The sequence below is a fragment of the Streptomyces sp. NPDC006476 genome (genome assembly GCF_040612015.1).
In the GTDB taxonomy this organism is placed as follows: Bacteria; Actinomycetota; Actinomycetes; order Streptomycetales; family Streptomycetaceae; genus Streptomyces; species Streptomyces griseorubiginosus_B.
Map to the genome: position 1 here is coordinate 96788 of NZ_JBEXPK010000030.1, position 22613 is coordinate 119400.

General features: G+C 68.4%; 21 protein-coding genes and 2 pseudogenes. 13 read left to right on the forward strand and 10 right to left on the reverse strand.

Going from position 1 to position 22613, the window contains the following annotated elements; genetic code table 11:
- Positions 1-7: 7 nt before the first annotated feature.
- From ABZZ74_RS30395 to ABZZ74_RS30415, 5 genes and pseudogenes are all read left to right on the forward strand, one after another.
- Positions 8-835, forward strand: coding sequence for an NAD(P)-dependent oxidoreductase (locus ABZZ74_RS30395; RefSeq protein WP_356770307.1), 828 nt, complete (start codon positions 8-10; stop codon positions 833-835).
- Between the two features lie 402 nt (positions 836-1237).
- Positions 1238-1993, forward strand: a complete 756-nt coding sequence (locus ABZZ74_RS30400) for an SDR family oxidoreductase (protein ID WP_356770309.1) — start codon at positions 1238-1240, stop codon at positions 1991-1993.
- A 40-nt stretch (positions 1994-2033) separates the two neighbouring features.
- On the forward strand, positions 2034-2744 hold the full coding sequence (locus ABZZ74_RS30405) for a TetR/AcrR family transcriptional regulator (protein WP_356770311.1): 711 nt from the start codon (positions 2034-2036) through the stop codon (positions 2742-2744).
- Between the two features lie 265 nt (positions 2745-3009).
- Positions 3010-4206, forward strand: a complete 1197-nt coding sequence (locus ABZZ74_RS30410) for an RNA-guided endonuclease TnpB family protein (RefSeq protein ID WP_356770313.1) — start codon at positions 3010-3012, stop codon at positions 4204-4206.
- A gap of 55 nt (positions 4207-4261) precedes the next feature.
- Positions 4262-5109, forward strand: a pseudogene (locus ABZZ74_RS30415) (enoyl-CoA hydratase/isomerase family protein).
- A 479-nt stretch (positions 5110-5588) separates the two neighbouring features.
- Here the strand turns inward: ABZZ74_RS30415 and ABZZ74_RS30420 are convergent.
- A complete protein-coding gene (locus ABZZ74_RS30420) occupies positions 5589-6602 on the reverse strand; it encodes an NADP-dependent oxidoreductase (protein ID WP_356770315.1) in 1014 nt (337 codons plus the stop codon).
- Between the two features lie 155 nt (positions 6603-6757).
- Between ABZZ74_RS30420 and ABZZ74_RS30425 the strand changes: the two genes are divergently transcribed.
- Entirely contained in the window at positions 6758-7267 is a 510-nt protein-coding gene (locus ABZZ74_RS30425) for a helix-turn-helix domain-containing protein (RefSeq protein WP_356770317.1), read from the forward strand.
- A 33-nt stretch (positions 7268-7300) separates the two neighbouring features.
- Here ABZZ74_RS30425 and ABZZ74_RS30430 read toward each other — a convergent pair whose 3' ends face one another.
- Entirely contained in the window at positions 7301-7909 is a 609-nt protein-coding gene (locus tag ABZZ74_RS30430; protein WP_356770318.1) for an ABATE domain-containing protein, read from the reverse strand.
- A 63-nt stretch (positions 7910-7972) separates the two neighbouring features.
- Between ABZZ74_RS30430 and ABZZ74_RS30435 the strand changes: the two genes are divergently transcribed.
- The 4 genes from ABZZ74_RS30435 (at position 7973) to ABZZ74_RS30450 (ending at position 10858) form a co-directional block, all read left to right on the forward strand.
- Positions 7973-8845 carry an alpha/beta hydrolase gene (locus tag ABZZ74_RS30435; protein WP_356770319.1) on the forward strand — a complete coding sequence of 291 codons (873 nt, stop codon included), beginning with the start codon at positions 7973-7975 and terminating at the stop codon, positions 8843-8845.
- 77 nt (positions 8846-8922) lie between these two features.
- Positions 8923-9648: an alpha/beta hydrolase fold domain-containing protein gene (locus tag ABZZ74_RS30440; protein ID WP_356770320.1), complete on the forward strand. Its 726-nt coding sequence runs from the start codon at positions 8923-8925 to the stop codon at positions 9646-9648.
- A 351-nt stretch (positions 9649-9999) separates the two neighbouring features.
- The gene (locus ABZZ74_RS30445; protein WP_356770322.1) at positions 10000-10404 is read left to right on the forward strand and encodes a DUF4345 domain-containing protein; all 405 of its coding nucleotides are present in this window, start codon (positions 10000-10002) and stop codon (positions 10402-10404) included.
- A 283-nt stretch (positions 10405-10687) separates the two neighbouring features.
- Positions 10688-10858: a transposase gene (locus tag ABZZ74_RS30450; protein ID WP_356770324.1), complete on the forward strand. Its 171-nt coding sequence runs from the start codon at positions 10688-10690 to the stop codon at positions 10856-10858.
- A 1159-nt stretch (positions 10859-12017) separates the two neighbouring features.
- Here ABZZ74_RS30450 and ABZZ74_RS30455 read toward each other — a convergent pair.
- Positions 12018-12623 (reverse strand): TetR/AcrR family transcriptional regulator, encoded by a 606-nt coding sequence (locus ABZZ74_RS30455; RefSeq protein ID WP_356770326.1) that lies wholly within the window; start codon positions 12621-12623, stop codon positions 12018-12020.
- A gap of 478 nt (positions 12624-13101) precedes the next feature.
- On the opposite strand from ABZZ74_RS30455, the gene ABZZ74_RS30460 reads away from it, so the two are divergent.
- Positions 13102-13953: an alpha/beta hydrolase gene (locus tag ABZZ74_RS30460; protein ID WP_356770328.1), complete on the forward strand. Its 852-nt coding sequence runs from the start codon at positions 13102-13104 to the stop codon at positions 13951-13953.
- 385 nt (positions 13954-14338) lie between these two features.
- Here the strand turns inward: ABZZ74_RS30460 and ABZZ74_RS30465 are convergent, their stop codons facing one another.
- Together ABZZ74_RS30465 and ABZZ74_RS30470 are read right to left on the reverse strand one after the other, a co-directional pair.
- Entirely contained in the window at positions 14339-14596 is a 258-nt protein-coding gene (locus tag ABZZ74_RS30465) for a hypothetical protein (protein ID WP_356770330.1), read from the reverse strand.
- Between the two features lie 76 nt (positions 14597-14672).
- Complete coding sequence (locus tag ABZZ74_RS30470) at positions 14673-15044, reverse strand: hypothetical protein (RefSeq protein WP_356770332.1); 372 nt, start codon at positions 15042-15044, stop codon at positions 14673-14675.
- Between the two features lie 645 nt (positions 15045-15689).
- Between ABZZ74_RS30470 and ABZZ74_RS30475 the strand changes: the two genes are divergently transcribed.
- On the forward strand, positions 15690-16556 hold the full coding sequence (locus tag ABZZ74_RS30475) for an alpha/beta hydrolase (protein WP_356770334.1): 867 nt from the start codon (positions 15690-15692) through the stop codon (positions 16554-16556).
- A gap of 348 nt (positions 16557-16904) precedes the next feature.
- Here ABZZ74_RS30475 and ABZZ74_RS30480 read toward each other — a convergent pair whose 3' ends face one another.
- Complete coding sequence (locus tag ABZZ74_RS30480) at positions 16905-17498, reverse strand: TetR/AcrR family transcriptional regulator (RefSeq protein ID WP_356770336.1); 594 nt, start codon at positions 17496-17498, stop codon at positions 16905-16907.
- Positions 17499-17660: 162 nt separating this feature from the next.
- On the opposite strand from ABZZ74_RS30480, the gene ABZZ74_RS30485 reads away from it, so the two are divergent.
- Positions 17661-19235: a long-chain fatty acid--CoA ligase gene (locus ABZZ74_RS30485; protein ID WP_356770338.1), complete on the forward strand. Its 1575-nt coding sequence runs from the start codon at positions 17661-17663 to the stop codon at positions 19233-19235.
- A 129-nt stretch (positions 19236-19364) separates the two neighbouring features.
- Here ABZZ74_RS30485 and ABZZ74_RS30490 read toward each other — a convergent pair whose 3' ends face one another.
- The 4 genes and pseudogenes from ABZZ74_RS30490 to ABZZ74_RS30505 all read right to left on the reverse strand — a co-directional run bounded on the left by ABZZ74_RS30490 (position 19365) and on the right by ABZZ74_RS30505 (position 22317).
- Positions 19365-19793: a hypothetical protein gene (locus tag ABZZ74_RS30490; protein ID WP_356770352.1), complete on the reverse strand. Its 429-nt coding sequence runs from the start codon at positions 19791-19793 to the stop codon at positions 19365-19367.
- Positions 19794-19840: 47 nt separating this feature from the next.
- Positions 19841-20131: pseudogene (locus ABZZ74_RS30495) on the reverse strand (alpha/beta fold hydrolase); the annotation flags it as partial.
- A gap of 272 nt (positions 20132-20403) precedes the next feature.
- Complete coding sequence (locus ABZZ74_RS30500) at positions 20404-21234, reverse strand: enoyl-CoA hydratase/isomerase family protein (RefSeq protein WP_356770340.1); 831 nt, start codon at positions 21232-21234, stop codon at positions 20404-20406.
- 384 nt (positions 21235-21618) lie between these two features.
- Positions 21619-22317, reverse strand: coding sequence for an SDR family oxidoreductase (locus ABZZ74_RS30505; RefSeq protein WP_356770342.1), 699 nt, complete (start codon positions 22315-22317; stop codon positions 21619-21621).
- Between the last annotated feature and the right edge of the window lie 296 nt (positions 22318-22613).

The window sequence follows — 22613 nt, forward strand, 5'->3', positions numbered from 1 at the left end:
TTCGACCATGACACGAACGCTGGCTGGCAAGACCGTCCTGATGTCGGGAGGCAGCCGCGGCATCGGGCTCGCCATCGCCCTGCGCGCGGCCCGCGACGGTGCGAACGTGGTGATGCTCGCCAAGACCGCCGTACCGCACCCGAAGCTCGAAGGCACGGTCCACACCGCGATCGAGGAGATCGAGCGCGCGGGCGGCAAGGGGCTGGCCGTCGTCGGTGACGTCCGCAATGAGGACGACGTACGCACCGCCGTCAACGCCGCGGTCACTGCCTTCGGCGGCATCGACATCGTGGTGAACAACGCCAGCGCGATCGACCTGTCGTCGACGGAGCAGCTGGAGATGAAGCGGTACGACCTGATGCAGGACATCAACACGCGCGGCACGTTCCTGCTGAGCAAGGCCGCGATCCCGCACCTGCGCGCGGCGGACAACCCGCACATCCTCACTCTCTCGCCGCCGTTGAACCTCGCGCCGCACTGGGTGGGCAAGCATCTTGGTTACACGCTCTCGAAGTACGGGATGAGTCTGTGCACCATCGGGCTCGCCGAGGAACTCGCCGCCGACGGCATCGCTGCCAACTCGCTGTGGCCGCGAACCCTGATCGACACCGCCGCCGTACGCAACGTGGTCGGCGGCGCCGGACAGGCCCGTAGTCCGCAGATCATGGCTGACGCCGCGTACGCCGTCCTCACGCGTGACGCGCGCAAGTGCACCGCCAACCTGTTCATCGACGACGAGGTCCTGCTCGACGAAGGCGTCACCGACCTGTCCGTCTACAGCCCTGCCGGCTTCGAGGGCGATCTCGCGCTCGACATATTCGTCGACCCTGCCTGATCCCGCTCGGTTTCGAGGCGGGGGCGGGCCTCACCCCGCTCGCGCAGCGACGATCCGTGCCGCCGGTGCGCAAGGCGTACGCAACTCAAATGCCATGTCGCGGCCGTCGGTGAGGAGTCGGGCGATGGTGGTCTTCCCAACCCGGGCGACCCCGCACAAATCTCGCGGCGCTCATCGGGCTCTGGGCATACCGGCGGGGCGCTAAAACAGCGTCCCGCGGCGCGGATCTGAGGAGCTTCGGTCGCCGGAAGTGGCCCGCTCGCTCGTCACCTTCCCGGCTCGGCAGAGCGACCCCCGGCCACTGATGGTAAGTGGATCGACTTGCCTTAAGGGTGGTGCGGGGGCTACCTTCCGATGGTGAGTCCATCGACTTATCTTACTTCTCGGCAAGGAGCAGGGAACATGAATCGTCTTGCGGGCAAGCGCGCCCTCATCACCGGCGGCACGAGTGGGATCGGTCTGGAGACCGCGCAGCGTTTTATCGCGGAGGGGGCCGACGTGCTGGTGACGGGCGTCACCCCGGCCAGCATCGACAGGGCGCGGCAGATCCTCGGGGACAAGGTGCCGGTCGTTCAGGCCGATGCCCGCGATCTCGATGCGCAGCGCGGCCTGGCGGAGCGGGTGCGTGAGCACTTCGGGGAACTGGACGTGGTGTTCCTGAACGCCGGTGTCTCGGACTGGCGGCCGTTCGAGGACCACACGAAGGACAGTTTCGACCGGCTCTTCGACATCAACGTCAAGAGCGTCTTCTTTCTCACGCAGGCCCTGGTGCCCGTGCTGGCCAACCCGTCCTCGGTCATCCTCAACGCGTCCGCCAGCGCGCACGGCGGCTACGGGCATTCGAACGCCTACGCCGCGACAAAGGCGGCTGTCGGCTCTTTGATGCGGTCGTGGAACGCGGACCTGCTCAGGTCGCACGGCATCCGGTTCAACGCGGTCAGCCCCGGCCCGGTGGACACCCCGCTGTACTCCAAGCTCGGGATCGAGGACCCCGCGCAGCAGACGGCGGTGCTGGAGGGGATCAGCGCCGGCATCCCGCTGGGTCGCATGGGTCTGCCCGAGGAGGTCGCGGAGGCCGTCGTGTACCTGGCCTCCGATGCCTCCGCCTTCGCGGTGGGCCAGGACCTTATCCTGGACGGAGGCCAGACCGTCCTCTGACAGCGAGGATGCGGCCGGGAGACGGGCGAGGGGCGTGGGTATGTCGGTGGCGGGCCGAGCGGAGGCCGGTGGCGATACGTGCCAGGCCGGGTATGACGCGCAGACCAAAGCCGGCTATCACGCGCAGATCAAAGAGGAGAACCGCGCGCGCATCATCCGCGCCGCCCGCGACCTCTTCCTCGCCCGGGGATACGACAAGACCTCCCTCGCCCAGATCGCCAAGGAGGCCCGCGTCTCCACCGGCACCCTCTTCAAGCGGTACCCCTCCAAGGCTGCCCTGTTCGCGGCCGTCACCTCCGAACAGTGGCAGCTGGATGTGGAGTACGCCGCACCGCCCCCGCCCGGTGATCCCCGGTACGGGCTGGACCACATCGGCCGCGACTACGCCTGCCTGGTCGCGCGGCCGGGCACGGCGGCGCTGTGCCGCCTCATCATCACCGAACTACCCCAGATGCCGGAACTCGCCGACATCGTCGGCACCGGCTTCGCCATCGACCGCGGACCCTTCTTCGACCGGCTCCGCGACTACCTGGAAGCCGAAGCACAGGCCGGCACACTCGACTTCCGTTCGGCCGACGGACAGCCACAGTCGGCGGCCGAAGTCGCCGAACAGTTCCTCGGCATGATCTGCAGCCAGTTCCTGTGGCCCCAACTCGTACGGACCGACTTCGTCCCGCCCAACCCCACCGACGCCGCGATCGTGGACGAAGCCGTCGCCCTCATGCTCAGCCGCTACGGCACCGGATCCTGACCCTCGAACCACCTGTTCACGCTGCCACAACGCCAAGACGTCATCTGCTGGAATGACCGGTCGCGCTCGCCCGTGTTCGTTGCCGGTCGAGTCGCCCCTACCCGCGGCTGTCATCTGGGTCCTCCGTTTCCTCTTCGGCGTTTACGCCGGAGAGGAAACGGACTCCTGCGGAGCAGGGCAGGGAGCGGGGTTTCGCCGTCAAGGCGAAAGACCGTGCTCTGACTCGCAGGTTTGATCTTACCTGTGACCTCGCTAGTTTGTGAGCGTGGCCACGAACCATGTGAAGCGGGCGTTCAAGTACCGCTTCTATCCGACGGATGCGCAGGCGGCAGAGCTGTCGCGCACCTTCGGCTGTGTGCGCAAGGTCTACAACCTCGCCCTCGCGGCTCGCACGCAGGCGTGGACACGACAGGAGCGGGTCAACTACAACGCCACCTCCCAGATGCTGACGGCGTGGAAGAAGACAGAGGAACTGGCCTACCTCAACGAGGTCTCCTCGGTGCCGCTCCAGCAGACGCTGCGGCACCTCCAGGTGGCGTTCACCCACTTCTTCGGCAAGCGGGCAAAGTACCCGCGCTTCAAGTCCCGGAAGAAGTCGCGGAAGTCTGCCGAGTACACCACCAGCGGTTTCCGCTTCCGCGACGGCCGGATCACCCTCGCGAAGATGACCGAGCCGCTGGACATCGTCTGGTCCCGGCCGCTGCCCGAGGGCGCGAAGCCGTCCACGGTGACCGTCTCCCAGGACGCGGCCGGACGCTGGTTCGTCTCGATGGTGTGCGAAGACCCCACCGTGATCCCGCTCCCCGCCGCGAACACGGAGATCGGTATCGATGCCGGGCTCGACCACCTGGTGACGCTCTCCACCGGAGAGAAGATCACCAACCCGAGGAATGAGCGCAAGGACCGCGTCCGCCTCGCCAAGGCCCAGCGGGAGCTGGCCCGCAAGGCCAAGGGAGAGGGGACCAACCGGGCCAAGGCCCGGCGTAAGGTCGCCAGGATCCACGCCCGTATCACCGACCGTCGCCGCGACGGTCTGCACAAGCTGACCACTCGTCTCGTGCGTGAAAACCAAACGCTGGTGATCGAGGACCTGACCGTACGCAACATGGTCAAGAACCACAGCCTCGCCCGTGCCATCTCCGATGCCGCGTGGCGGGAACTGCGGAGCATGCTGGAGTACAAGACAGCGTGGTACGGGCGGAACCTAGTGGTCGTGGACCGCTGGTTCCCCTCCTCCAAACTGTGCTCCGCCTGCGGCACCCTCCAAGAGAAAATGCCGCTGAACGTCCGCACCTGGACGTGCGACTGCGGCACGACCCACGACCGGGACGTGAACGCGGCTCGCAACATTCTGGCGGCCGGACGGGCCGTTACAGCCTGCGGAGCTGGTGTAAGACCTCAACGGAGTTCTCCGGGCGGGCAGTCGGCGATGAAACAGGAAGTCTCACGGCGCGAGCCGTAAGAATCTCCTTCCTTCAGGGAGGAGAGCGTCAAGGGAGCACGCACCGCTCGCCGTGGTGCTCGCCAGTACCAGCACGAAGGCGTTCTGCGCCGGTGGGGACATCCGTACGATCCGCGAGCACAGCCTCGCCGGCGATGCCGAGGCCAGTGAGCGGTTCTTCGCCTCCGAGTACCGGCTCAACGCCCGGATCGCCGAGTATTCCGTGCCGGTCGTGTCGCCATCGACGGCCTGTGCATGGGCGGCGGTCTGGGGCTGTCGGTCCACGGTGGCTTCCGTGTCGTCAGCGAACGCGCGGTGCTGGCGATGCCCGAGACCGGGATCGGGTTCTTCCCGGACATCGGGGCCAGCTACTTCCTGCCGAGGCTGCCCGGCGCGATCGGCATGTACCTGGGACTGACCGGGCAGAGGATCGACGCGGCCGACGCCCTGTACACGGGGCTGGCCACGCATTTCGTTCCCGCGGACGTGCTGGACACGGCGGGTGACGCCCTGGCCGACAGCCCCGATGAGCCGGTGGACGTCGTCCTGAACCGTCTCGCCGGCCGTTCCCCGGTGGCGGAGAGCAGGCTGGCGGAGGTTCGCGGGGACGTGGACTCGGCTTTCGGCGCGTCGTCCCTCGGCGAGATCGACAAACGCCTGCGTCACCTCGACACCCCTTGGGCGGCAGCCGCGTTGGGCGCCCTGGAGTCCGCCTCGCCGCAGAGCCTGGAGATCACCCACGCCCTGCTGGCCCGAGGCAGACAGCGCACGTTGCGCGAGTGCCTGGAGGCCGAACTTGCCCTCACGCGCACGACCATCCGCACGCCGGACTTCCTGGAGGGCGTCCGGGCCGCCCTGGTCGACAAGGACCGCACTCCCACCTGGCAACGTGCGTCGCTCGGCGGACGGACGCTGCCGTCCTGAACACGTCCGCCGTGAGCAGGACATCGCCTTGCGCGAGGGGGGGGAGGAGGGCCGCGCGTCGACGAAACGGGAACGTATGGCCTCGCAGACTGCCGCGGCAGCTGTTCGACCGGGCCGGGAGCCATGCGGCAGCCATACTGTCCATGACAGCCGGTTTGCCGTTGATGGGAGCGGTCTGACCGCGTCCGTACAGAGCCGGATCTCATCGACCACGGCGACAGCGTGCCACCGTTGTCGCGGTTGCGCGCGTTCTGAACCGAGTGGTGGCCAGGAACGGTCTACCGGGATTTGGGGCGGCAGGGCACACTTCGCGCGGGCATCCAAAGCTGCGCGCCGCGCTGTGCTGCGGGCATACGGCGTGCCGAATGACCCGAACCCCTGCAACTGCAGCTCTCCGCGACATAGTTGCGATGTGGACCGCCAACGGGGTCGTCCTCTGATGACCGTGCCGGAACGGCGGGGCTGTTGCCGGCCGCGTCTCAGTCGGTGCCGGGCGCCATGGAGACCACGACCTTGCCGGCCTTGGTGCGGCCCTGCTCGACGTGTGCCATCGCCTCGAGCGTCTGGTCGAAGGGGAAGGTGCTGTCGATGACCGGGCGGAGTTTCCCGCTGTCGTAGAGGGCGCCGAGCTTGCGCAGCTGGGAGCCGTTGGCCTGCATGAAGAGGAACTCGTAGCGCACGCCCAGCGCCTTGGCCTGCTTGCGGACCTTGCGGCTGAGCGTGTTCATGACCAGGCCCAGGACGAAGGGGGCGCCGAGCTGCTTGGCGAAACCTGCGTCGGGCGGGCCGACGACACTGATGGCCAGGCCGCCGGGCTTCAGTACGGTCAGTGACTTCTCGAGGTTCGCCCCGCCCAGGGAGTCCAGCACCAGGTCGTAGCCCGAGAGCACCTTGGAGAAGTCTTCCTTGGTGTAGTCGACGACGACGTCGGCGCCAAGGCTCCTGACCAACTCCTCGGACCTGGTGTTCGCGGTCGTCGCCACCGTGGCGCCGAGGTGCTTGGCGAGCTGGATGACCGTCGACCCGAGGCCGCCGGCTCCGGCGTGGACGAGCACTTTCTGCCCCGGCTTCACGTGCGCGCGCTCGACGAGGATCTGCCAGGCGGTCAGAGCCACCAGCGGCACCGCGGCCGCCTCCTCCAGGGAGAGTGAGGCCGGCTTGGGGGCGACATCGTCCGCGTCGATCGCGATGAACTCCGCGAAGCCCCCGACCCGCAGGTCGCGCGGGCGGGCGTAGACCTCGTCGCCGACCTTGAAGCCGTGTACGGCGGAGCCGACCTGTGTCACGACGCCGGCCACGTCGTGGCCGAGCACGAACGGGCGCTTGTACTTCAGGATCTGCTTGAACTCCCCGTTGCGGACCATCTTGTCCAGCGGGTTGATGCTGGCGGCGCTCACTCTGACCAGGACGTCGCGGTCTCCGACGGTGGGCTCGGGTACCTCTGCGGCGCGTACGCCGTCCTTGCCGTACTTCTCGACGACGAACGCCTTCATGCCGGCGGCCTTCCTGTGTGGGTGTCCGGGTTGATGCGATTCTTCCGGCAGGTCCCGCTGCGCGCCCGTTTCTCGTGCGGCCGGGTTGATGTGCCGACCGTGACGCTACTTGCTGAGTATGGAAAAGTAAACTCAGGTGAGGTTAGTATCGCCCCATGGATGCAACGACCGAAGCTCTGCAGGACGCTGGCGTGGACCCCCGACTCGACCGGGACGCGTCGAACTGCTCGATCGCCCGGACCCTTGAGGTCGTGGGCGAGAAGTGGACGATCCTGATCCTGCGCGAGGTCTATTACGGCTCGTCCCGTTTCAGTGAGTTCGAACGGGTCCTCGGCTGTCCTCGCAACCTCCTCGCGGCGCGGCTTCGGATGCTCGTGGAGGAAGGGATCCTGGCCACCGAGACGTACAAGGAGCCGGGCTCGCGGAGCCGGCCGAAGTACGTGATCACGCGCAAGGGTGTGGATCTGGTCCCGGCCGTGATGGGGCTCCTGCAGTGGGGCGACCGCTACCGCGCCGACCCGGAGGGCCCGGCCATGCTGTCCAGGCACCGTGGATGCGGCGCGCACGTCGACGCCCAGATCCGCTGCGACCGGGGCCACGCCGTACAGCCGGAAGACATCGAGAGCGTCCCCGGGCCGGCCTTTCGTCTGAGGTCCGCCGAGTGAACTGAGCGCGGTGGTGCCAGGAGCTGTTGGGGCTCAGTCTGCTGGCGTGTGCTCACTCCGTCTGGCCCGGGCCTGGTGGAGGCGGACCTTTGTGCGGTTGCCGCAGCGGGACATGGAGCACCAGCGGCGGTTGCGGGCGGGGGAGCGGTCCACGAAGCGCAGGGCGCATTCGTCCGCGCCGCAGACGCGTACCCGCAGGATCTCGGCAGACAGGAGCAGTTCGACGGCGTCCTGGGCGATCAGCGCCAGAGCGGCTGAGGCATCGGTGGCGATGTTCGCGGTCCCGGCGGGCTCCAGGCGCCCGTCCGTGACGGCGATCTGCAAGGCGGGTCGGGGAGCCTGCGCTGCTGATCGGTTGAGCATGGTGATGTCGCCGGACAAGGGCAGCCGGTTGTCGGCGACGGCGAGTACGGCCCGGTCGACCGTCTCGCGCAGTCGTCGGCCCGACGCCAGGACGGCGGCATCGGCGCTGTCGTGGGAGCCCGGTGTGAGCAGGCCGGCCTGCTGAAGCCAGAGGACCAGGTCGTCCGGGGTCCGGAGAGTCTCCTCCGGTGCGGTCCGCCACCGGTAGCGGAGGGTGTTGGTGAAGTCCAGGCAGACCCGCCCGCCGTCCCAGATCCACATGTCGTCGTCCGTTGCCACGCCTCCATTCTGCACGTTAGCTTAACCGTCTAAGGCGGTTAGTCATGCCGAGGAGGCGCATTGATGGGACAGCCGACAGTGACGACCGGAGTGGCGCAGGTGGACGGGGTCCGCCTGCACTACGTCCGGGCGGGATCCGGCCCCCTGCTCGTGCTGCTCCACGGCTGGCCGCAGACCTCCGACTGCTGGCGGCCGGTGCTGGCGGATCTTGCGGCCGACCACACTGTTGTGGCGCCCGACCTGCGCGGCTACGGCCTGAGTGACAAGCCCACGGCCGGCTACGACAAGCGGCGCATGGCTGCCGACATCGCCGGTCTCGTTCAGGCGCTCGGCTTCGACAAGGCTGCGGTCGTGGGGCACGACCGCGGCGCCCGTGTGGCGCACCGTTGGGCGCTGGACCGCCCGGAGCAGGTGGAGCGGCTGGCCGTACTCGACATCGTGCCCACCCGGGAGATGTTCCGTCGCTTGGATGCCTCCCTCGCCTCCGGGTACTGGCACTGGCTGTTCCAGATGCAACCCGACCTGCCGGAGCGTCTCGTGGGACGCGACATCCGCGGATATCTCGAGTACTTCTTCGAGCGCTGGACCTACAACCGCCACGGCCTGACACCCGAAGCGGTCGACGCCTACGTCCGGGCGTTCTCCCGTCCGGGTGCCCTGCGCGCGAGTTTCGACGACTACCGCGCCATGGAGCAGGACGTCGCCCTCGACGACATCGACGCCGCCGAGGGCCGGCGCCTCACCATGCCGGTACTGGCGCTGTGGGGTTCCGTGGGGCTGCCCTCCCGCCTGCCGACGCTGGAAATCTGGCGTGAGTACGCGGACGACGTCACCGGCGCCGAGATCCCGGAGTGCGGCCATTTCATCCCGGAGGAGCGGCCGACAGCGATGCTGGCGCATCTGCGGCCTTTCCTGGCTGACGGAAGGGCTGTTTAGCCCGGGCCTTTCAGGAAGCCTGCCCGCGGTTCATGATCGGAAATGAGGAAGGTACCTGCTATCTGGGATGATCTGGCTTGTCGAAGGCCCCGGCGCGGACCCCGACCGGGCGCTGCTGCACTTCCACTTCGGCGGCTCGGTCACCGCGTCCATGCACTCCGACCGCAAGGCCGCCGGCCCCATCGCGAAAGCCGCCGGGATCCGCTCACTGGTCGTGGACTTCCGGCTGGCCCGAACATCCCTACCCGGCACAGCTCGACGACGCCGAGACCGCCTACCGGTGGCTGCTGGCGCAGGGCTACCAGCCGCAGAACATCGGCAGCACCGGCCACTCCATCGGCGGCACCCTCGCGATCATGCTGCCGCTGCGGCTGCTCGCCAACGGCGAACCCACCCCCGGCGCCATCGTCAGCATCTCACCGTGGACCGACCTCACCATCGCCAACCCCAAGGTCGACGAGAACGAGGAAAACGACAAGATGCTCAGCCGCAACACCCTCGAACTCTTCCGCGGAGCCTGGCTACAGGACCCCGCCCTGGACTTCGCCGACCCGAAGATCAGCCTCGTCAACGCCGACCTGACCGGCCTGCCGCCCACCGTCGTGCACTACGGCGAGTACGAGACCCTCGCCGGCGACGGCGCCGAACTCGGACACCGGCTCACCGAATTCAAGGTCACCTCCGCGGTCCACCCGATGCCCGAAGGACAGCACTCGTTCATCCTCGCCGCCGGCCGCGTACCCGAAGTCGACCAGGCGATCGCGCAGATGGGCCAGTGGCTGCGCCTGCATCTCGGCGCCTGAACACCGCATGTCACACGTCACCGTTCCGGTGATCTTCCGGGGTCCAGCCCTGACAGGCCGTGTCCGGCACCTCACCGAGAGGGTCGCTGCCCAGCTCAAGGATTCTTCGCTGGGAAATGAAGCACCGATGGACCTCTCCTTGATCCGGCATCCCGTTCTGGTCGCGAACGGCGAGGACGACCGCAGGCTTCCGACACGAGCATCGTTCGGCCTCGCGCATCGCCTGCCGAACGCCTCACTTCGGATCTGCCCCGATGCCGGCCATTGCGGGGTCTTCCCACACCACGAGCAGTTCGTGCCACATGTTCTGGAGCTTCTTCGATGAGCTCCCACACCGGAGGTATCAGAAAGATGAGTCTGAAGAAGATGATTCTTGGTTCCGCCGGCCTCGGGATCGCCGTGATCGGGTTGATCTATCTCCTGGCTCCCCACCTCTTGCTCGACGTCTACGGGGTCGACATCCAGTCGCCATCGGAGGCGAACATTTTCAGGAGCGGTTCCGGGTCACTGTTCGTAGCCATGGCGATCCTGTTCTGCCTGGGAGCCTCCAATCCGCGTTACACCAGGACTTCCCTCGTCACGCTGTTCACCTTCATGAGCGGCCTGGCTGTGGGGCGCGTGGTCAGCATCGTGGCGGATGGGTGGCCCCATGCTCTGCTGATCGCCGTTCTTGTCGTCGAGGCTTCCTACGCCGGCGCTGCGGCCTATGTGTTGCGGGTGGAGGACTCCTCCCCGCAGCTGAGGGAGGCCGCCTGACAGTCAACGCCCCCGTGCGGCAGGGCGCACGACAACAGCTGGCCGGGCGTAGATCACCGCTGCGTGGCGCTGAAGCTGACGCCGGGAAGCCGCCGTTCGAGATGGTGGACCATACGGTCGCCTCCACCGTTTCCCTGCTGCGGGAGGTGGCGGATGCCGCCGCCGGCGTGTCGATGAACAGGTTGTTCGATCGGGAGTAAGTGCGCCCCACGCGAAGGGGGTGGGCCGCCCCAGTGGAAAGGAAGCCGTCCATGGACGAGCAAGGTGAGCTGGTCTGAGATCCGTGAGCAGTAGCCAGACTCGGATCCGGCACGGGCAGTACACCGACCAGTGGCGGCGCCGATATGCGATCCGCGCAGGATGCGAGGGCACAGTCTCCGAAACTGTCCACGCCCACGGCCTGCGGAAATGTCGTTACCGTGGCCTTGCCGAAACCCACGTGCAGCATGGCTGACCGCAGCCGGAAGCAACGTCTCCGCCTCAGTGAATGCTTCCCGCCGGGCGACAAGCCCGGGCATCCACCACGCCCGATGAGCCAACTCTGTCAACTCTGCGAGAAGTTGACGAGCTGAAGATCGTCAACAGCATCGCTTCCATGATGCTGAGCGGGAGTAACCCATCCGGCCTGAGCCACCTGGGAGTTCATGGCATCGCGGTCAGAACCTCATCGATGCGCATGGAGGCTGGCCACGGATGTTGGTCGGCCAGTTGGTTGATCTTGCAGAGCCAGCTGTGTGCGGTTGGGGCGTGATGGGGATCGGAGTCTGTTCCGGGCCCGAGGTGGCTCGGCGGGCGAGCGGTTGCTCGTACGGGAGCGCGTGGGCAGGTTGCCGACGGGGTTGGTGCGCTCTTGCAGTCGTTGCGGCAACCTCACCGGCCTCGATGCCTGGTGGCCGATGCCGCGGCCCGGCTCAGAAAAGCAGTACGGGGCGCCCCCGTACACCGCCCACTTCGAAGAGCCGCTGCGCCTCTCCCGCCAGTTCGGGTGGATACGTCGCCGCGACGCGGAGCGTGAGGGTGCTGGACTCGACCTGGTCGTGTAGTTCCGTCAGGGCTGCCGTCCCGGACGCGGCCGTTCACGAACAGTCCGTTCACGAAGCTTGTCCGCGACCGGCAGGTCGGCGACGACGACATCGCGGCGATCGTCGACGCCGTCGTCATGCCCTTTCTCTGACGGCTATGCGTACAGCGTCACCGGCAGGTGAAGGATCAGACGTGTCCGGGCTCTGTGACCGTTGCGGCTTCAGGCCCCTGCGGGAAGGGGTGTCCGTACGGGTGTGGCGCACCGAAATGCCGACGGGTCGAGGACGGGCATGGTCGCACCCTCGCGGTCGGCGGCGAACCCCGGGGCACCGGGATGAGCGTGAACGTCCAGTACGACGAGCTGATGCGGCACCTGGGCGAGTCCACGAAACCCGGACCGGCCGGCTGGTCCTCGCGGCAGGCGACGCCCGCGACGCCGTGCCTGGGCGTAGAGGGTGGACGGGGCCGCGTGCAGGCTCCGGGTGTCGAGTGGACGCCTCTTCCCGTAGGGGGTGTCGCGCCGCGGGTGAGGGGTTGGCGCGGTGTGGGCGGTGCGGCCGCGCGCTCCGCAGTGTCTGTGTGAACGCCGGTCAGTGCGCCGTCCTGGTGTCCCCTTCGTGTTCGATGCCCAGGAGCGCGAGGGCGTTGTGGATGCCCTGGTCGAGGACTTGGTCGGCGAGCTGCGGGTCGGCGAGGGCCCGCGAGAGCTGGAGTGTGCCGGCCATCATGGCGTAGGAGCTGAGTGCGATGGGGCGGACCGAGAGCGGGTCGCCCGGCGCCAGGCGGGCGGCGATGCCGTCGGCGACCACCAGTACACCCTCGGTGTAAGCCTGCTTGGTCAGGTGGGTGCAGCGCCCTATCTCGTCGAGCAGGGCGGCGGAGGGGCAGCCGACGTCACGGCTGTCACGGTGCCAGGGGGACAGGTACCAGCGCACGATCTGTTCGAGGCCGGCGCGGCCCGGCTGTGCGTGCGCGACGATGCTCGCGTTCTGGGCCTGCAGCTGGTCGGTGATCGTGGTGGCCACGAGGTCGTCCTTGGACGTGAAGTGGGTGTAGAAGGCGCCGTTGGTCAGCCCGGCGTCCTTCATGAGCGCCGTGATGCCCGAGCCGTCGATGCCGTTCTCCTTGAAGCGGCGGCCCGCCGTCTCGATGATCCTCCGCCTGGTGGCCTGCTTGTGCTCTTTCCTGTATCGCACCGCACACTCCTCTGCGCGCCGGGTGGGCCGCTCGCCCTCCGTCGGCTCCTCCAATGTATTGTATTGTGAACGTAATTTAATTGTCCCGGATTCCGGTGCCCTCGCGGCCGGTGCGGGGCTGCCGCCCCTCGGCCCCCGCCGCATCGGCCCGCTTGCGCCGCCAGCCCGCAGACGGTTCCGCGGCCGCCCCGCGGGCTCCGCTCACCACGCGAACCCCCTTGCGCGCCCAAGCCGTCCCTGCTTAGTATTATGAACATAATTTAATTGTTCCGCGGCTCGGCGCGGTGGATTCCGGGGTGATCGGAGCGAGCCGGTGACCGAGTGATCCGAGCAGGCTGTCGGCCTGATCCACAGCCCTGGCTCGCCGCATGGGGCGGCGGCCGAGGGCAGCGACCCCGCAGACCCGGCATGTGTTGCGTGTGCTGCGTGAGCAGACCCGCGAGGCAGGCCGGGCACCCGCCCACAAGAGAAGGACGTCATGAGCACCTATCTGGCAGACAAGGCCGAGAACCTCACCGTGGAGGGGCCCTCCGCGACCTTCACCTACCGGCGCATGGGTCCGCAGGGCGGTGTCCCGCTGGTCCTGCTGCAGCGTTTCCGGGCGACCATCGACTGGTGGGACCCGGAGTTCCTGGACTACCTGGCCGCCGACCACGACGTGATCGTGTTCGACAACGTCGGCGTCGGCTACACCACCGGCGAGCCGCGCGACTCCCTCGACGGATTCGCCGAGGGCGCCGCCGAGTTCATCGAGGCCCTCGGCCTCGCGCGGGCAGACGTGCTCGGCTGGTCCCTGGGGGGCTTCGTGGCCCAGCGCCTGGCCGCGCGTCGCCCGGAGCTGGTGCGCAAGATCATCGTGGCGGGCAGCGGCCCGACCGGCTGGGTGCCCGGTGCGCCGGAGGCAAGCGAGAAGGTCCTGGGCATCATGGCCAAGCCCGACGCCGACCAGGAGGACATGCTGTACCTGTTCTACCCGGAGACGGACGCGGCCCGCGCCTCAGGGCACGAGCACTTCGCCCACGTCGCGCCCCGGCTCGCCGCCGGTGGCCCCGCGGTCTCCGAGACGACGGCGCAGGGCATGCTCGCCGCGATCGGCCAGCTCCTGGCAGCCCCCTTCGACGAGGTACGGGCCGAACTGGAGTCCATCAAGCACCCCGTCCTGTACGCCAACGGCCTGCACGACGTGATGGTCCCCGCCCACGCGTCCTACGTCGCCGTTCAGCACCTGGCCGACGCCACCCTCCTCCTCTACGGCGACGCCGGCCACGCCTTCCTCTTCCAGCACGCCAGGGCCTTCACCAAGCAGGTGGCCGACTTCCTCGCCGCCTGAAGACGCCGACCGCGCCGCCGATCCCGAACCTCGGGCGACGGCGGGTCAGCCATCGTGCAAGGGCCGCCTCACAGCCGTGAGGCGGCCCTTGCACGGCTCCGGCCGTCACCACCGTCGAGCCTGGGCAGCCGGTGCGTACCGGCGACGTGACCTCGTAGCGCTCCCCGACACGACAGGCGGCACGCATTACTGGTCGTCCGCCTGCCGTCACCTCGTGCCTGTCCTGCGGACAGAGGGGTCCGCGCGTCTGCTCCCGTCGCCGGCGGTGTCCGGAGACCGGGACTTTCGGCGGCACGCAATTTTGCCTCGGTGCCGGGTCTCGCGAAGAGACCGTGAAACGTCCCATCCCGCGCGCTCACAGTGAAACGATCACACGCACCGGGCGTCACCGCGTTGCGGGCCCGTCCAGGGGATGCCGTAGCGCTCGCTCCGCGCAGGTGGTCGACGGTGAAGGCGGCGGCGCGGAGGTCCTCGATGCGTGAGCTGCTGCTGAGTAGGAGATCGAACTCACCCGGTCCGACGACGCGGCGTCCCGAGCGGCGACGAGGGTGCAGTCACCGGCGGGAACGAGGATCATCACCTCGACCCATTCGCCCGGCTCGACGCCGACCTGGGTGAAGGCCTTCATTCGCGATCGGTCCACGTCACGCTCGTGACGCGGTCGCGGGCATACGCCTGCGCAGTCTCCCGTGCGGGACGGCGGCCCGTCCTGGTCAGCGTCACCGTGGCCCGCAGCGTCCCCGTGGACGTGACAACGGATTCCGGATCGTCGGGTCTGAGTCGTGCACCGCCGTGCAGCTGAGGCCCTCGACGAAGGCGAACAGCGGATCCTGTGTCAGATCGGCGCACCTGTGGCCGTGCTGCCCCCGGCCCTGGTTGGTAGTGGACCGGCAGCCGCCCGCTCGGCTCGGTGCGCCCGAGCAAGAGCTCGGCGACCGCCCGACCGCCTGCATCCCCGGGGTGAAGGCCGGGACGATGGCGTCGGCGCCGAGTGCCCGGGCGGGCAGGGTCGAGGGCTTGCCCTGGACCAGGACGACGAAAGGCCGGTCGAGCTTCCGGAGGGCGTGGGGGAGTGCGATCTGACGTCCCATGAGCTCCAGCGTGGCCATGGAGCGGCCTTCCCCGGTCAGGCGACGGTGTTGCCGACGAGCGCCGCAAGCGCTGCACCAGGTCCGCTGCGGGTGCAGGCGGGAGTTGCGCCGTACCGGTGGCGGGGGGTTCGGGGCTGAGGCGGGCGTCGTCGTGGTCCACGGTGTGCACTCCGGCCCAGTCCTCGTCCTGAAATCGGGGGCGCAGTCAGACGTCGTCCGCCCGCCGGGCATCGAAGTCCTGAAACCGTCGTACAGGTCGTCGGCTGTCCCCGGTCCGGGGCCGGACGGCCACGACTTGCCGGTCACGACCAGCGTTTCGTGGCCGTCGGCGTAGGTGAGCCGCTCCTGCCCTGGTGGTTCGCTGTGCTGGTGCACCCCCGATGCCCGGGGGAACCCGCGATTCCGCCGCTGTGCATTCCGTTCGGCCTGCCCCTTGCACCCTGATGAAATTATGGTCATACTTCAATGGTCGACGGGTTGTTCAGGGACCTGATCCAAGGGGTTTCCCGCTTCCTGGGCCTCCTCTGACCGCCGACCCCGGGCTGCAGTCGCAGCCGGGAGACCCGGGAACCGCTCTGCGCCCACCTGCGAGGAAGCAGGGGTCGGCGCACAGTGGCGGTAATCCTCACATCGAAGGGCACGACCGTGAATGCACGCGAAACACGAGGCGACGTGGTGACGTCGTACAAGAACGCGCAGACCCGCACCGTCACCGCCGACGGAGTGACCTTCGCCTACCGCGACCTTGGCCCCCGAACCGGCATGCCGGTCATCTTCATCACCCACCTCGCCGCGGTCCTGGACAACTGGGACCCCCGGGTCGTCGACGGCATCGCCGCCAAGCACCGGGTGATCACGTTCGACAACAGGGGCGTGGGCGCCTCCACCGGCGTGACGCCGAAGACCATCGAGGAGATGGCCAAGGACGCCGTCACCTTCATCCGGGCGCTGGGGTTCGAGCAGGTTGACGTCCTCAGCTTCTCGATGGGCGGCATGATCGCCCAAGTGATCGCCGAGACCGATCCGCAGCTCATCCGCAGGCTGATCCTCGCGGGCACCGGTCCGGCCGGCGGCGAGGGCATCAAGAACGTGACCCGGATCTCGCACTACGACACCCTCCGGGCACTGCTCACCCTTCAGGACGTGAAGATGTTCCTCTTCTTCACCCGCACCGCGAACGGGCGCAGGGCCGGCAAGGAGTTCCTGGCCCGCCTGAAGGAGCGCACCAAGGACCGTGACAAGGCGATCCGCCTCACCTCCTACTTCTCCCAGCTCAAGGCCATCCACCGCTGGGGGCTGGCAAAGCCGCAGGATCTCTCCCGCATCCAGCAGCCCGTGCTCGTCGCCAACGGCGACAACGACAGGATGGTTCCGACGTCGAACTCGCACGACATGGCCCGGCGACTGCCCAATGCTGAGCTGGTGATCTACCCCGACGGCGGCCACGGCGGCATCTTCCAGTACCACGAGCAGTTCGTGCCGACGGCTCTCGAGTTCTTCGGCCGGCCGTAGGGTCGCGGTGCGGTGTGCGTACGGGGCCAAGGACGCTGACTCGGAGCCGTGACGCCCGGCGGGCGTCACGGCTCTCGTCACGTGTTCGACGTGACTGACCTGCTCGCCTCTCGGCCCTGCGGCGCCGAGGCGGTTGTCGTGCAGGATGGCGATGCGGAGACCGGTCGACGTCCCGTTCGGGCACCAGGACCCGGGCCCAGGACCTGCACTGCCGCTACGGCGTATTTCGAACGGGCGCAGAGTCAGCCGCCGTACGAGCGCAGGACCCCCGCGCCGGCCGCTCCCGAGATCGCAGTTGCCCCGGGGGCCACCCGCTCACGCGGCACCGGCGTCCCGGCCCGTGCCAGGTCATCCAGCCGGTGCTGACGTGCATCGCACGATGGCGAGGGCGTTCTCGATTCCCTGCTCGAGGACCTCGTCGGAGAACTTTTGGTCGGAGAGCGCGCGGGACAGCTGCAGCGTTCCCACCGCCAGGGTGAAGAGCCCGACGGCCTGACCGCGGGCGGACTGCGGATCCTCGGGTGCCAGGCGGGCGGCGAACTCGTCCACGATGGCTTTGGCACCGTGGGTGTAGGCGTCCTTGGTTGCGTCACCGCAGCGGCCGATCTCGTCCAGCAGGGCGGCGTTCGGACAACCGCTGCCGGGGTTGTCCCGGTGCTCGGGCGACAGATACGAGCGGATGAGATCCTCGAGGCCCTCGCGGCCGGGCCGCAGCGTGCCGAACTGCTCCACCTGCGCGCGCAGCTGCTCGGCGACGACGTGAGCGACGAGGTCGTCCTTGGACTCGAAGTGGGCGTAGAAGGCCCCGTTGGTGAGCCCGGCGTCCGACATCAGCGTGGCGATGCCGGAACCGTCGATGCCGTCCTGCTTGAACCGGTGGCCGGCCCGCTCGATGATCCGCTGCCGCGTCACCTGCTTGTGCTCCTTGGTGTAACGCGCCACAGGGTTCCTCCCTAACGTTGCCGGACCATTGCCTTGTATCTCATCCTAATCTATGGTCTGACGCATGTAATATTACGGTCGGCAGGTGATTGTTGGCTGATCTATCGCCCAGCAGACGGCAGGCCCGGCTCGACCGCCCCCACCCGCAGAACCAGGAGAGCAATGATGCTCAGCCCGAGCCGCAACGTGTCACGACTGCTGACGGACACCGCGTCCCGACACCCCGAGCGCACCGCGATCGTCTTCGGTGAAGACCACATCACGTACGCCGCCCTCGACGCCGCCGCCAACCGGGTCGCGAACCTGCTTGTCGCGCGCGGGATTCGGCCGGGTGACAAGGTCGCTTTGTCCTGCCCCAACGTGCCCCACTTCTCCAGCGTCTACTTCGGCATCCTCAAGGCCGGGGCGGCGGTCGTGCCGCTGAACGTGCTGCTGCGGTCTCGCGAGATCGCCTATCACCTCGCCGACTCCGACGCGAAGGCGTACTTCGCCTTCGAGGGCACGCCGGAACTGCCGATCGGGCAGGCCGCGTGGGAGGGGTTCCGGGCGACCGAGGGCTGCACCGAGTTCTTCCTGATCGAGAGCGGCGGCGCGGCCCCGGCCGGGGGCGGGAGCCGGACACCGGAGTCCTACCAGGCGGTCGTCGCCGAGCAGCCCGTGACGTTCCGGACGCTCGAGCGCGACGAGGACGACACCGCGGTGGTCCTCTACACCTCCGGCACGACCGGCCATCCCAAGGGCGCGGAGCTGCGCCACCGCAACGTGTACGACAACGCGCTCGTCGGCCGCGACCTGTTCGCCGCGGATCCCGGGCGCCCCGACACCTACTTGTGTGTGCTGCCGCTGTTCCACGCCTTCGGTCAGACCGTCGTGCAGAACGGCGCCTTCGCGTTCGGCGGCACGATCGTGATGCAGCCGAGGTTCGAGGCGCAGGCGGCCCTGCGCCTCATGCTCGACCACGACGTGACGTTTTTCGCCGGGGTCCCGACCATGTATTGGGGTCTGCTCGCGGCACTCGACGAGACGGTCGACGTCGCCCGCCTGGCGGCGAACCTTCGTGTGGCCGCGGCCGGCGGCGCGGCGCTGCTCGCCGAGATCCACAAGCAGTTCAAGGACCGCTTCGGCGTCACGATCCTCGAAGGCTACGGACTGTCCGAGACCTCGCCGATCGCGTCCTTCTCTCGTTTCGGTGAGGAGCCCCGCGTCGGTTCGATCGGTGTGCCCATTCCGGGCGTGGAGATGAAACTCATCCGCGATGACTGGTCGGATGCCGAGGGTGGCCCCGAGGAGATCGGGGAGATCGCGATCAGGGGTCACAACGTCATGAAGGGCTACTACAAGCGGCCCGGCGCGACGGCCGAGGCGATCAAAGGGGGCTGGTTCCGCTCCGGCGACCTCGCCCGCAGGGACGAGGACGGCTTCTACTACATCGTCGACCGGTCCAAGGACATGATCATCCGGGGTGGCTTCAATGTCTACCCGCGTGAGATCGAGGAAGTCCTCATGGAGCACCCCTCGGTCTCCCTGGTCGCCGTGATCGGCGTACCGCACGAGTCCCACGGCGAGGAGGTCAAGGCCGTCGTGGTGAAGGAGGCAGGCAGCGACACGACCGAGGACGAGCTCGTGGCCTGGGCGAAGGAACGGCTCGCCGGGTACAAGTACCCGCGCATCGTCCAGTTCGTCGACGAACTGCCCCTGACCTCCACCGGCAAGATCCTCAAGCGCCACCTTTCCTGAGCAGGCTGTCTCGGCCAGGGCGGCCGAGCCAGGTGGCAGAATCAGGCGGCCGAACCGAGGTGCGTCCGGATGCGATGGCATCCCGCACGGACCCGGCTCAGGGAGATCACCCGGTATCCGGTGCAGCACTCACGCGGCTGGGTGGGTCTGTGGCGTCAGAGCATCGTGTTGTCGTTGGCGGAGGCCTCCGGCACGTTCTGTCCGGCGAGAGCAGTGCTCGACGGTCTTCTGGTCCCGCACCCGGAAGAGGCCGACGACCGCCCGCCCGCGAGTGTCCGGCGCCGCGGTGCAGTGCCTGTGGTACTCCGAGCCCACGTACGCATCGACGGCGGTCAAGTCTTTGCGGAACGGCAGCTGGTCGACGTAGGCGGTGACCAGCTGCTTGTTGTACGAGGTGAGCCACCGTTGTCCCGGCGACGAGGTCTGCGGATGGCTGAGCGTGGCGAACACGTCTTCGGTGTCGGTGGCGGTCGGCACCTCCTGGAGGACGTCCTCGTGCTCGGCGATCCTCCCGTCCGGGAAGTGCCAAGATGCCGAAGACGGGGAGGCTGCCGACATGGCCGGCCTCGTCGAGGGGCTCGGCTTCGAGGAGGCCGCGGTGGTGGGTCACGACCGAGGCGCACCTTGGGGTCCATCGTCGGGTCCTCGCCGCGGAGGCCGGTGCCGAGCAGGAGGAGCTTGCGCACCAGCTGGGGGTGGCGCAGCGTGACCTCCTGTGCCTGGTAACCGCCGAGCGAGAGGCCGAGCAGATCGACCTGCTCGAGCCCCAGCGCCCGGATGACCGCGGCGATGTCGTCGGCCATGTCCTCGACCCGGTTGCGCGGCGTGCCGGATGACGAGGCGATACCGCGCCCGTTGAACAGGATGATCTCACGCCGCTGCCGAGAGCTGTTCATGTGCCGTCGGCGAAGTCACGGCACCGGACGCGCGAACGGTCGGTCCACTTGCACGTGACGACGGTGGGGCATTGGCCGTCGCGTTTTCCGTGTTCGGACCCCGGTGGATGCTGGGTGCGGCGGGGCCCTCCGGCCGGGGGAGCCGGCGGCCGGGCTGCCGTTGAGACGTGCCCGGCCGCCGTGGGGACCCTGATGGGTGGGGGATGGAAGCTGCCCGGGGTGTTGCGGCGCCTACGGGCGCCCTGTGGGGCGCTGCGGTCGGTCGTGGGTGATCAGAGGGCTTCGCTGACCCGGCCGATGTACTCGCCCAGCTGGTACTCGACGTCGAGGCCCTTTTCGGCGGCCAGTGCGCCGAGCCCGACCGCACGCGCGGCGAATCCCGGCTGCGTCAGGGTGCCCGCGAACTCGCCGAAGGAGGCGACCAGGTGGGCGTCCGGCGGCAGTGTCGCCCGGTTGACCTGGGACTTGGCGGTTGCCAGTGCCTGCCGGTCGAAGGAGGCGAGGCGGGCGACGGTCGCGTCGACGAAGGCGTCGAGTTCCGCGTCGGGCAGGGTGCGGGTGATCCATCCCCAGCGTTCGGCCAGGTCGGCGTCGTAGTCGGCACTGCCGAGGATGGCCTCGAGCGCCCGGTCGCGGCCGATCGAACGGGGCAGTCGCTCGGCTCCCCCTCCGCCGGGGACGAGGCCGAGGCCGACCTCGGGCTGGCCGAAGAACGCCTTCTCGCGGCTGGCGTAGCGCAGGTCGCAGGCCAGGGCCAGCTCGTTGCCGGCGCCGCGAGTACGGCCCCGGATGGCCGCGATGCTGACGAACGGAGCCTTGCTCAGCCGCAGGACCATGTCGGTCCACAACGGGTTGTCGTCCTCGTGCTCGGGCGCGGGGAGGTCGGCGGCCGCGGTGGCGTCGAAGTGGTTAATGAAGAAGTCGGGAAGTTCGCTGGCGAAGACGACGACCTGGATGTCCGGGTCGTTCTCCAGCTCCGAGACGATCTTGTGCAGCGTCACGATGGACTCGGGGATCACCAGGTTCACGGGGGGATTCGAGAACGTGATCCTGGCGGTCCGCGGGGTCGTCCGCTCCAGGCGGATCGTGCTGGGCTGGCTCATGGCGTGGTTTCCATTTCCTGAGGGGTTGGGCTTGCGCGGCCGTGATCGCGTCCGGCGACCACGGAGCTGTTGCGCCTGGTGGGGTGCGGGTGTCGCCGACTTGTCACTCGGAGCTGCATCGGCTGGGCCGGCCCCGCCTGCACTTGTGCGGCATGGTGTGGGCTCCGTTCGTTCGAGCTGATGGCGAGTCATCGCCCGTTCCGCTATTTACAGTACGGTCGTAATGCTATAGGCCCGGAAACGCTCAGCAGGCAAGACCCGACACGCGGGGGACCGTCGGCGGTCGTGTTGCACGTATGGCCGACCGACGAACCGTAGGTGCTGTGCCGTGGCGTTCCCTTTGGCGGACGTGCCTGGCGGTTGGCCCGTGGGGGTGGGTGCTCCTCAGGGGAGCTGCGGGTAGAGCACCGAGACGCCCCCGGACAGTGCTGCCTGTGCCTGGCGGGCGGCGTTGTCGGCGAGGATCTCGTAGGAGCCGGCGGCAATGCCGTCCACAGCGATGCGCGCGATGTCGGCCGGGTCGGACTTGGCCGCGTCGACGGTACGGACCATGTCGGTGTCCATGTAGCCCACATGCAGACCGGCCACGCGGATGCCCTGGTCGGCCAGTTGCACGCGCAGGGTGTTGGTGAGCGACCATTCCGCGGACTTGGCGGCGCAGTAGGCGCCGAGCTCCGGGAAGCTGACCCAGGACAGGCCGGACAGGACGTTCAGCATGGCCCCGCCGCCGTTGGCCGCGATCTGGGGTGCGAAGGCGCGGGCCACCGTCAGGGTGCCGAGGTAGTGGGTGTTCATCTCCAGGCGGATGTCGTCCAGGTCGGCGGTGAGCAGGTCGGCGCCGGTGGAGGAGCCCGCGTTGTTGACCAGGATGGTCACGTCGCCGGTGGCCGCGGCGGCGGCCGCGACGGAGGCGGGGTCGGTGATGTCGAGTGCGATCGGCTTGGCGCCGGGCAGGTCGACCTGGTCGGGATTGCGGGCGCCGGCATAGACGGTGGCGCCGCGGCTGAGCAGTTCGGCGGCGAGGGCCCGGCCGAAGCCCCGGTTCGCTCCGGTGACAAGGGCGGTGCTGGCGGAGAGGTCCATGAAGGTTCCCGGTGAAGTGGAGAGGAGATGACCAGAGCACGGATGGCGTGGCCCGATGCGGCCCAGGTCCATTAAATTACGATCATAATAGTAATCAGGCTGAGTCAATGATCGCAACCGATCCGCCTGGTGAACGACGCTGCGCCAGGCACCTTGGCCGGAGCACCGTCAAGGAGACAGGCGGATGGTGCCCTAGGCAGCCCTAGGCACTGTTTCTCGGATCTCCCTTCGCGGGGTGGTGTGTTGGGGGCAGGCTGGCTCCATGGGACGTGGAGACCTGACGAATGCGGAGTGGG

Bases quoted from the DNA above. Each gene is read 5' to 3' on its own strand.
- ABZZ74_RS30420 (WP_356770315.1), bottom strand. From the start codon at position 6,602: ATGAAGGCGTTCGTCGTCGAGAAGTACGGCAAGGACGGCGTACGCGCC.
- ABZZ74_RS30405 (WP_356770311.1), top strand. From the start codon at position 2,034: ATGTCGGTGGCGGGCCGAGCGGAGGCCGGTGGCGATACGTGCCAGGCC.
- ABZZ74_RS30445 (WP_356770322.1), top strand. From the start codon at position 10,000: ATGAGTCTGAAGAAGATGATTCTTGGTTCCGCCGGCCTCGGGATCGCC.
- ABZZ74_RS30460 (WP_356770328.1), top strand. From the start codon at position 13,102: ATGAGCACCTATCTGGCAGACAAGGCCGAGAACCTCACCGTGGAGGGG.
- ABZZ74_RS30425 (WP_356770317.1), top strand. From the start codon at position 6,758: ATGGATGCAACGACCGAAGCTCTGCAGGACGCTGGCGTGGACCCCCGA.
- ABZZ74_RS30400 (WP_356770309.1), top strand. From the start codon at position 1,238: ATGAATCGTCTTGCGGGCAAGCGCGCCCTCATCACCGGCGGCACGAGT.
- ABZZ74_RS30435 (WP_356770319.1), top strand. From the start codon at position 7,973: ATGGGACAGCCGACAGTGACGACCGGAGTGGCGCAGGTGGACGGGGTC.
- ABZZ74_RS30490 (WP_356770352.1), bottom strand. From the start codon at position 19,793: ATGTCGGCAGCCTCCCCGTCTTCGGCATCTTGGCACTTCCCGGACGGG.
- ABZZ74_RS30470 (WP_356770332.1), bottom strand. From the start codon at position 15,044: ATGGGACGTCAGATCGCACTCCCCCACGCCCTCCGGAAGCTCGACCGG.
- ABZZ74_RS30395 (WP_356770307.1), top strand. From the start codon at position 8: ATGACACGAACGCTGGCTGGCAAGACCGTCCTGATGTCGGGAGGCAGC.
- ABZZ74_RS30485 (WP_356770338.1), top strand. From the start codon at position 17,661: ATGATGCTCAGCCCGAGCCGCAACGTGTCACGACTGCTGACGGACACC.
- ABZZ74_RS30505 (WP_356770342.1), bottom strand. From the start codon at position 22,317: ATGGACCTCTCCGCCAGCACCGCCCTTGTCACCGGAGCGAACCGGGGC.
- ABZZ74_RS30500 (WP_356770340.1), bottom strand. From the start codon at position 21,234: ATGAGCCAGCCCAGCACGATCCGCCTGGAGCGGACGACCCCGCGGACC.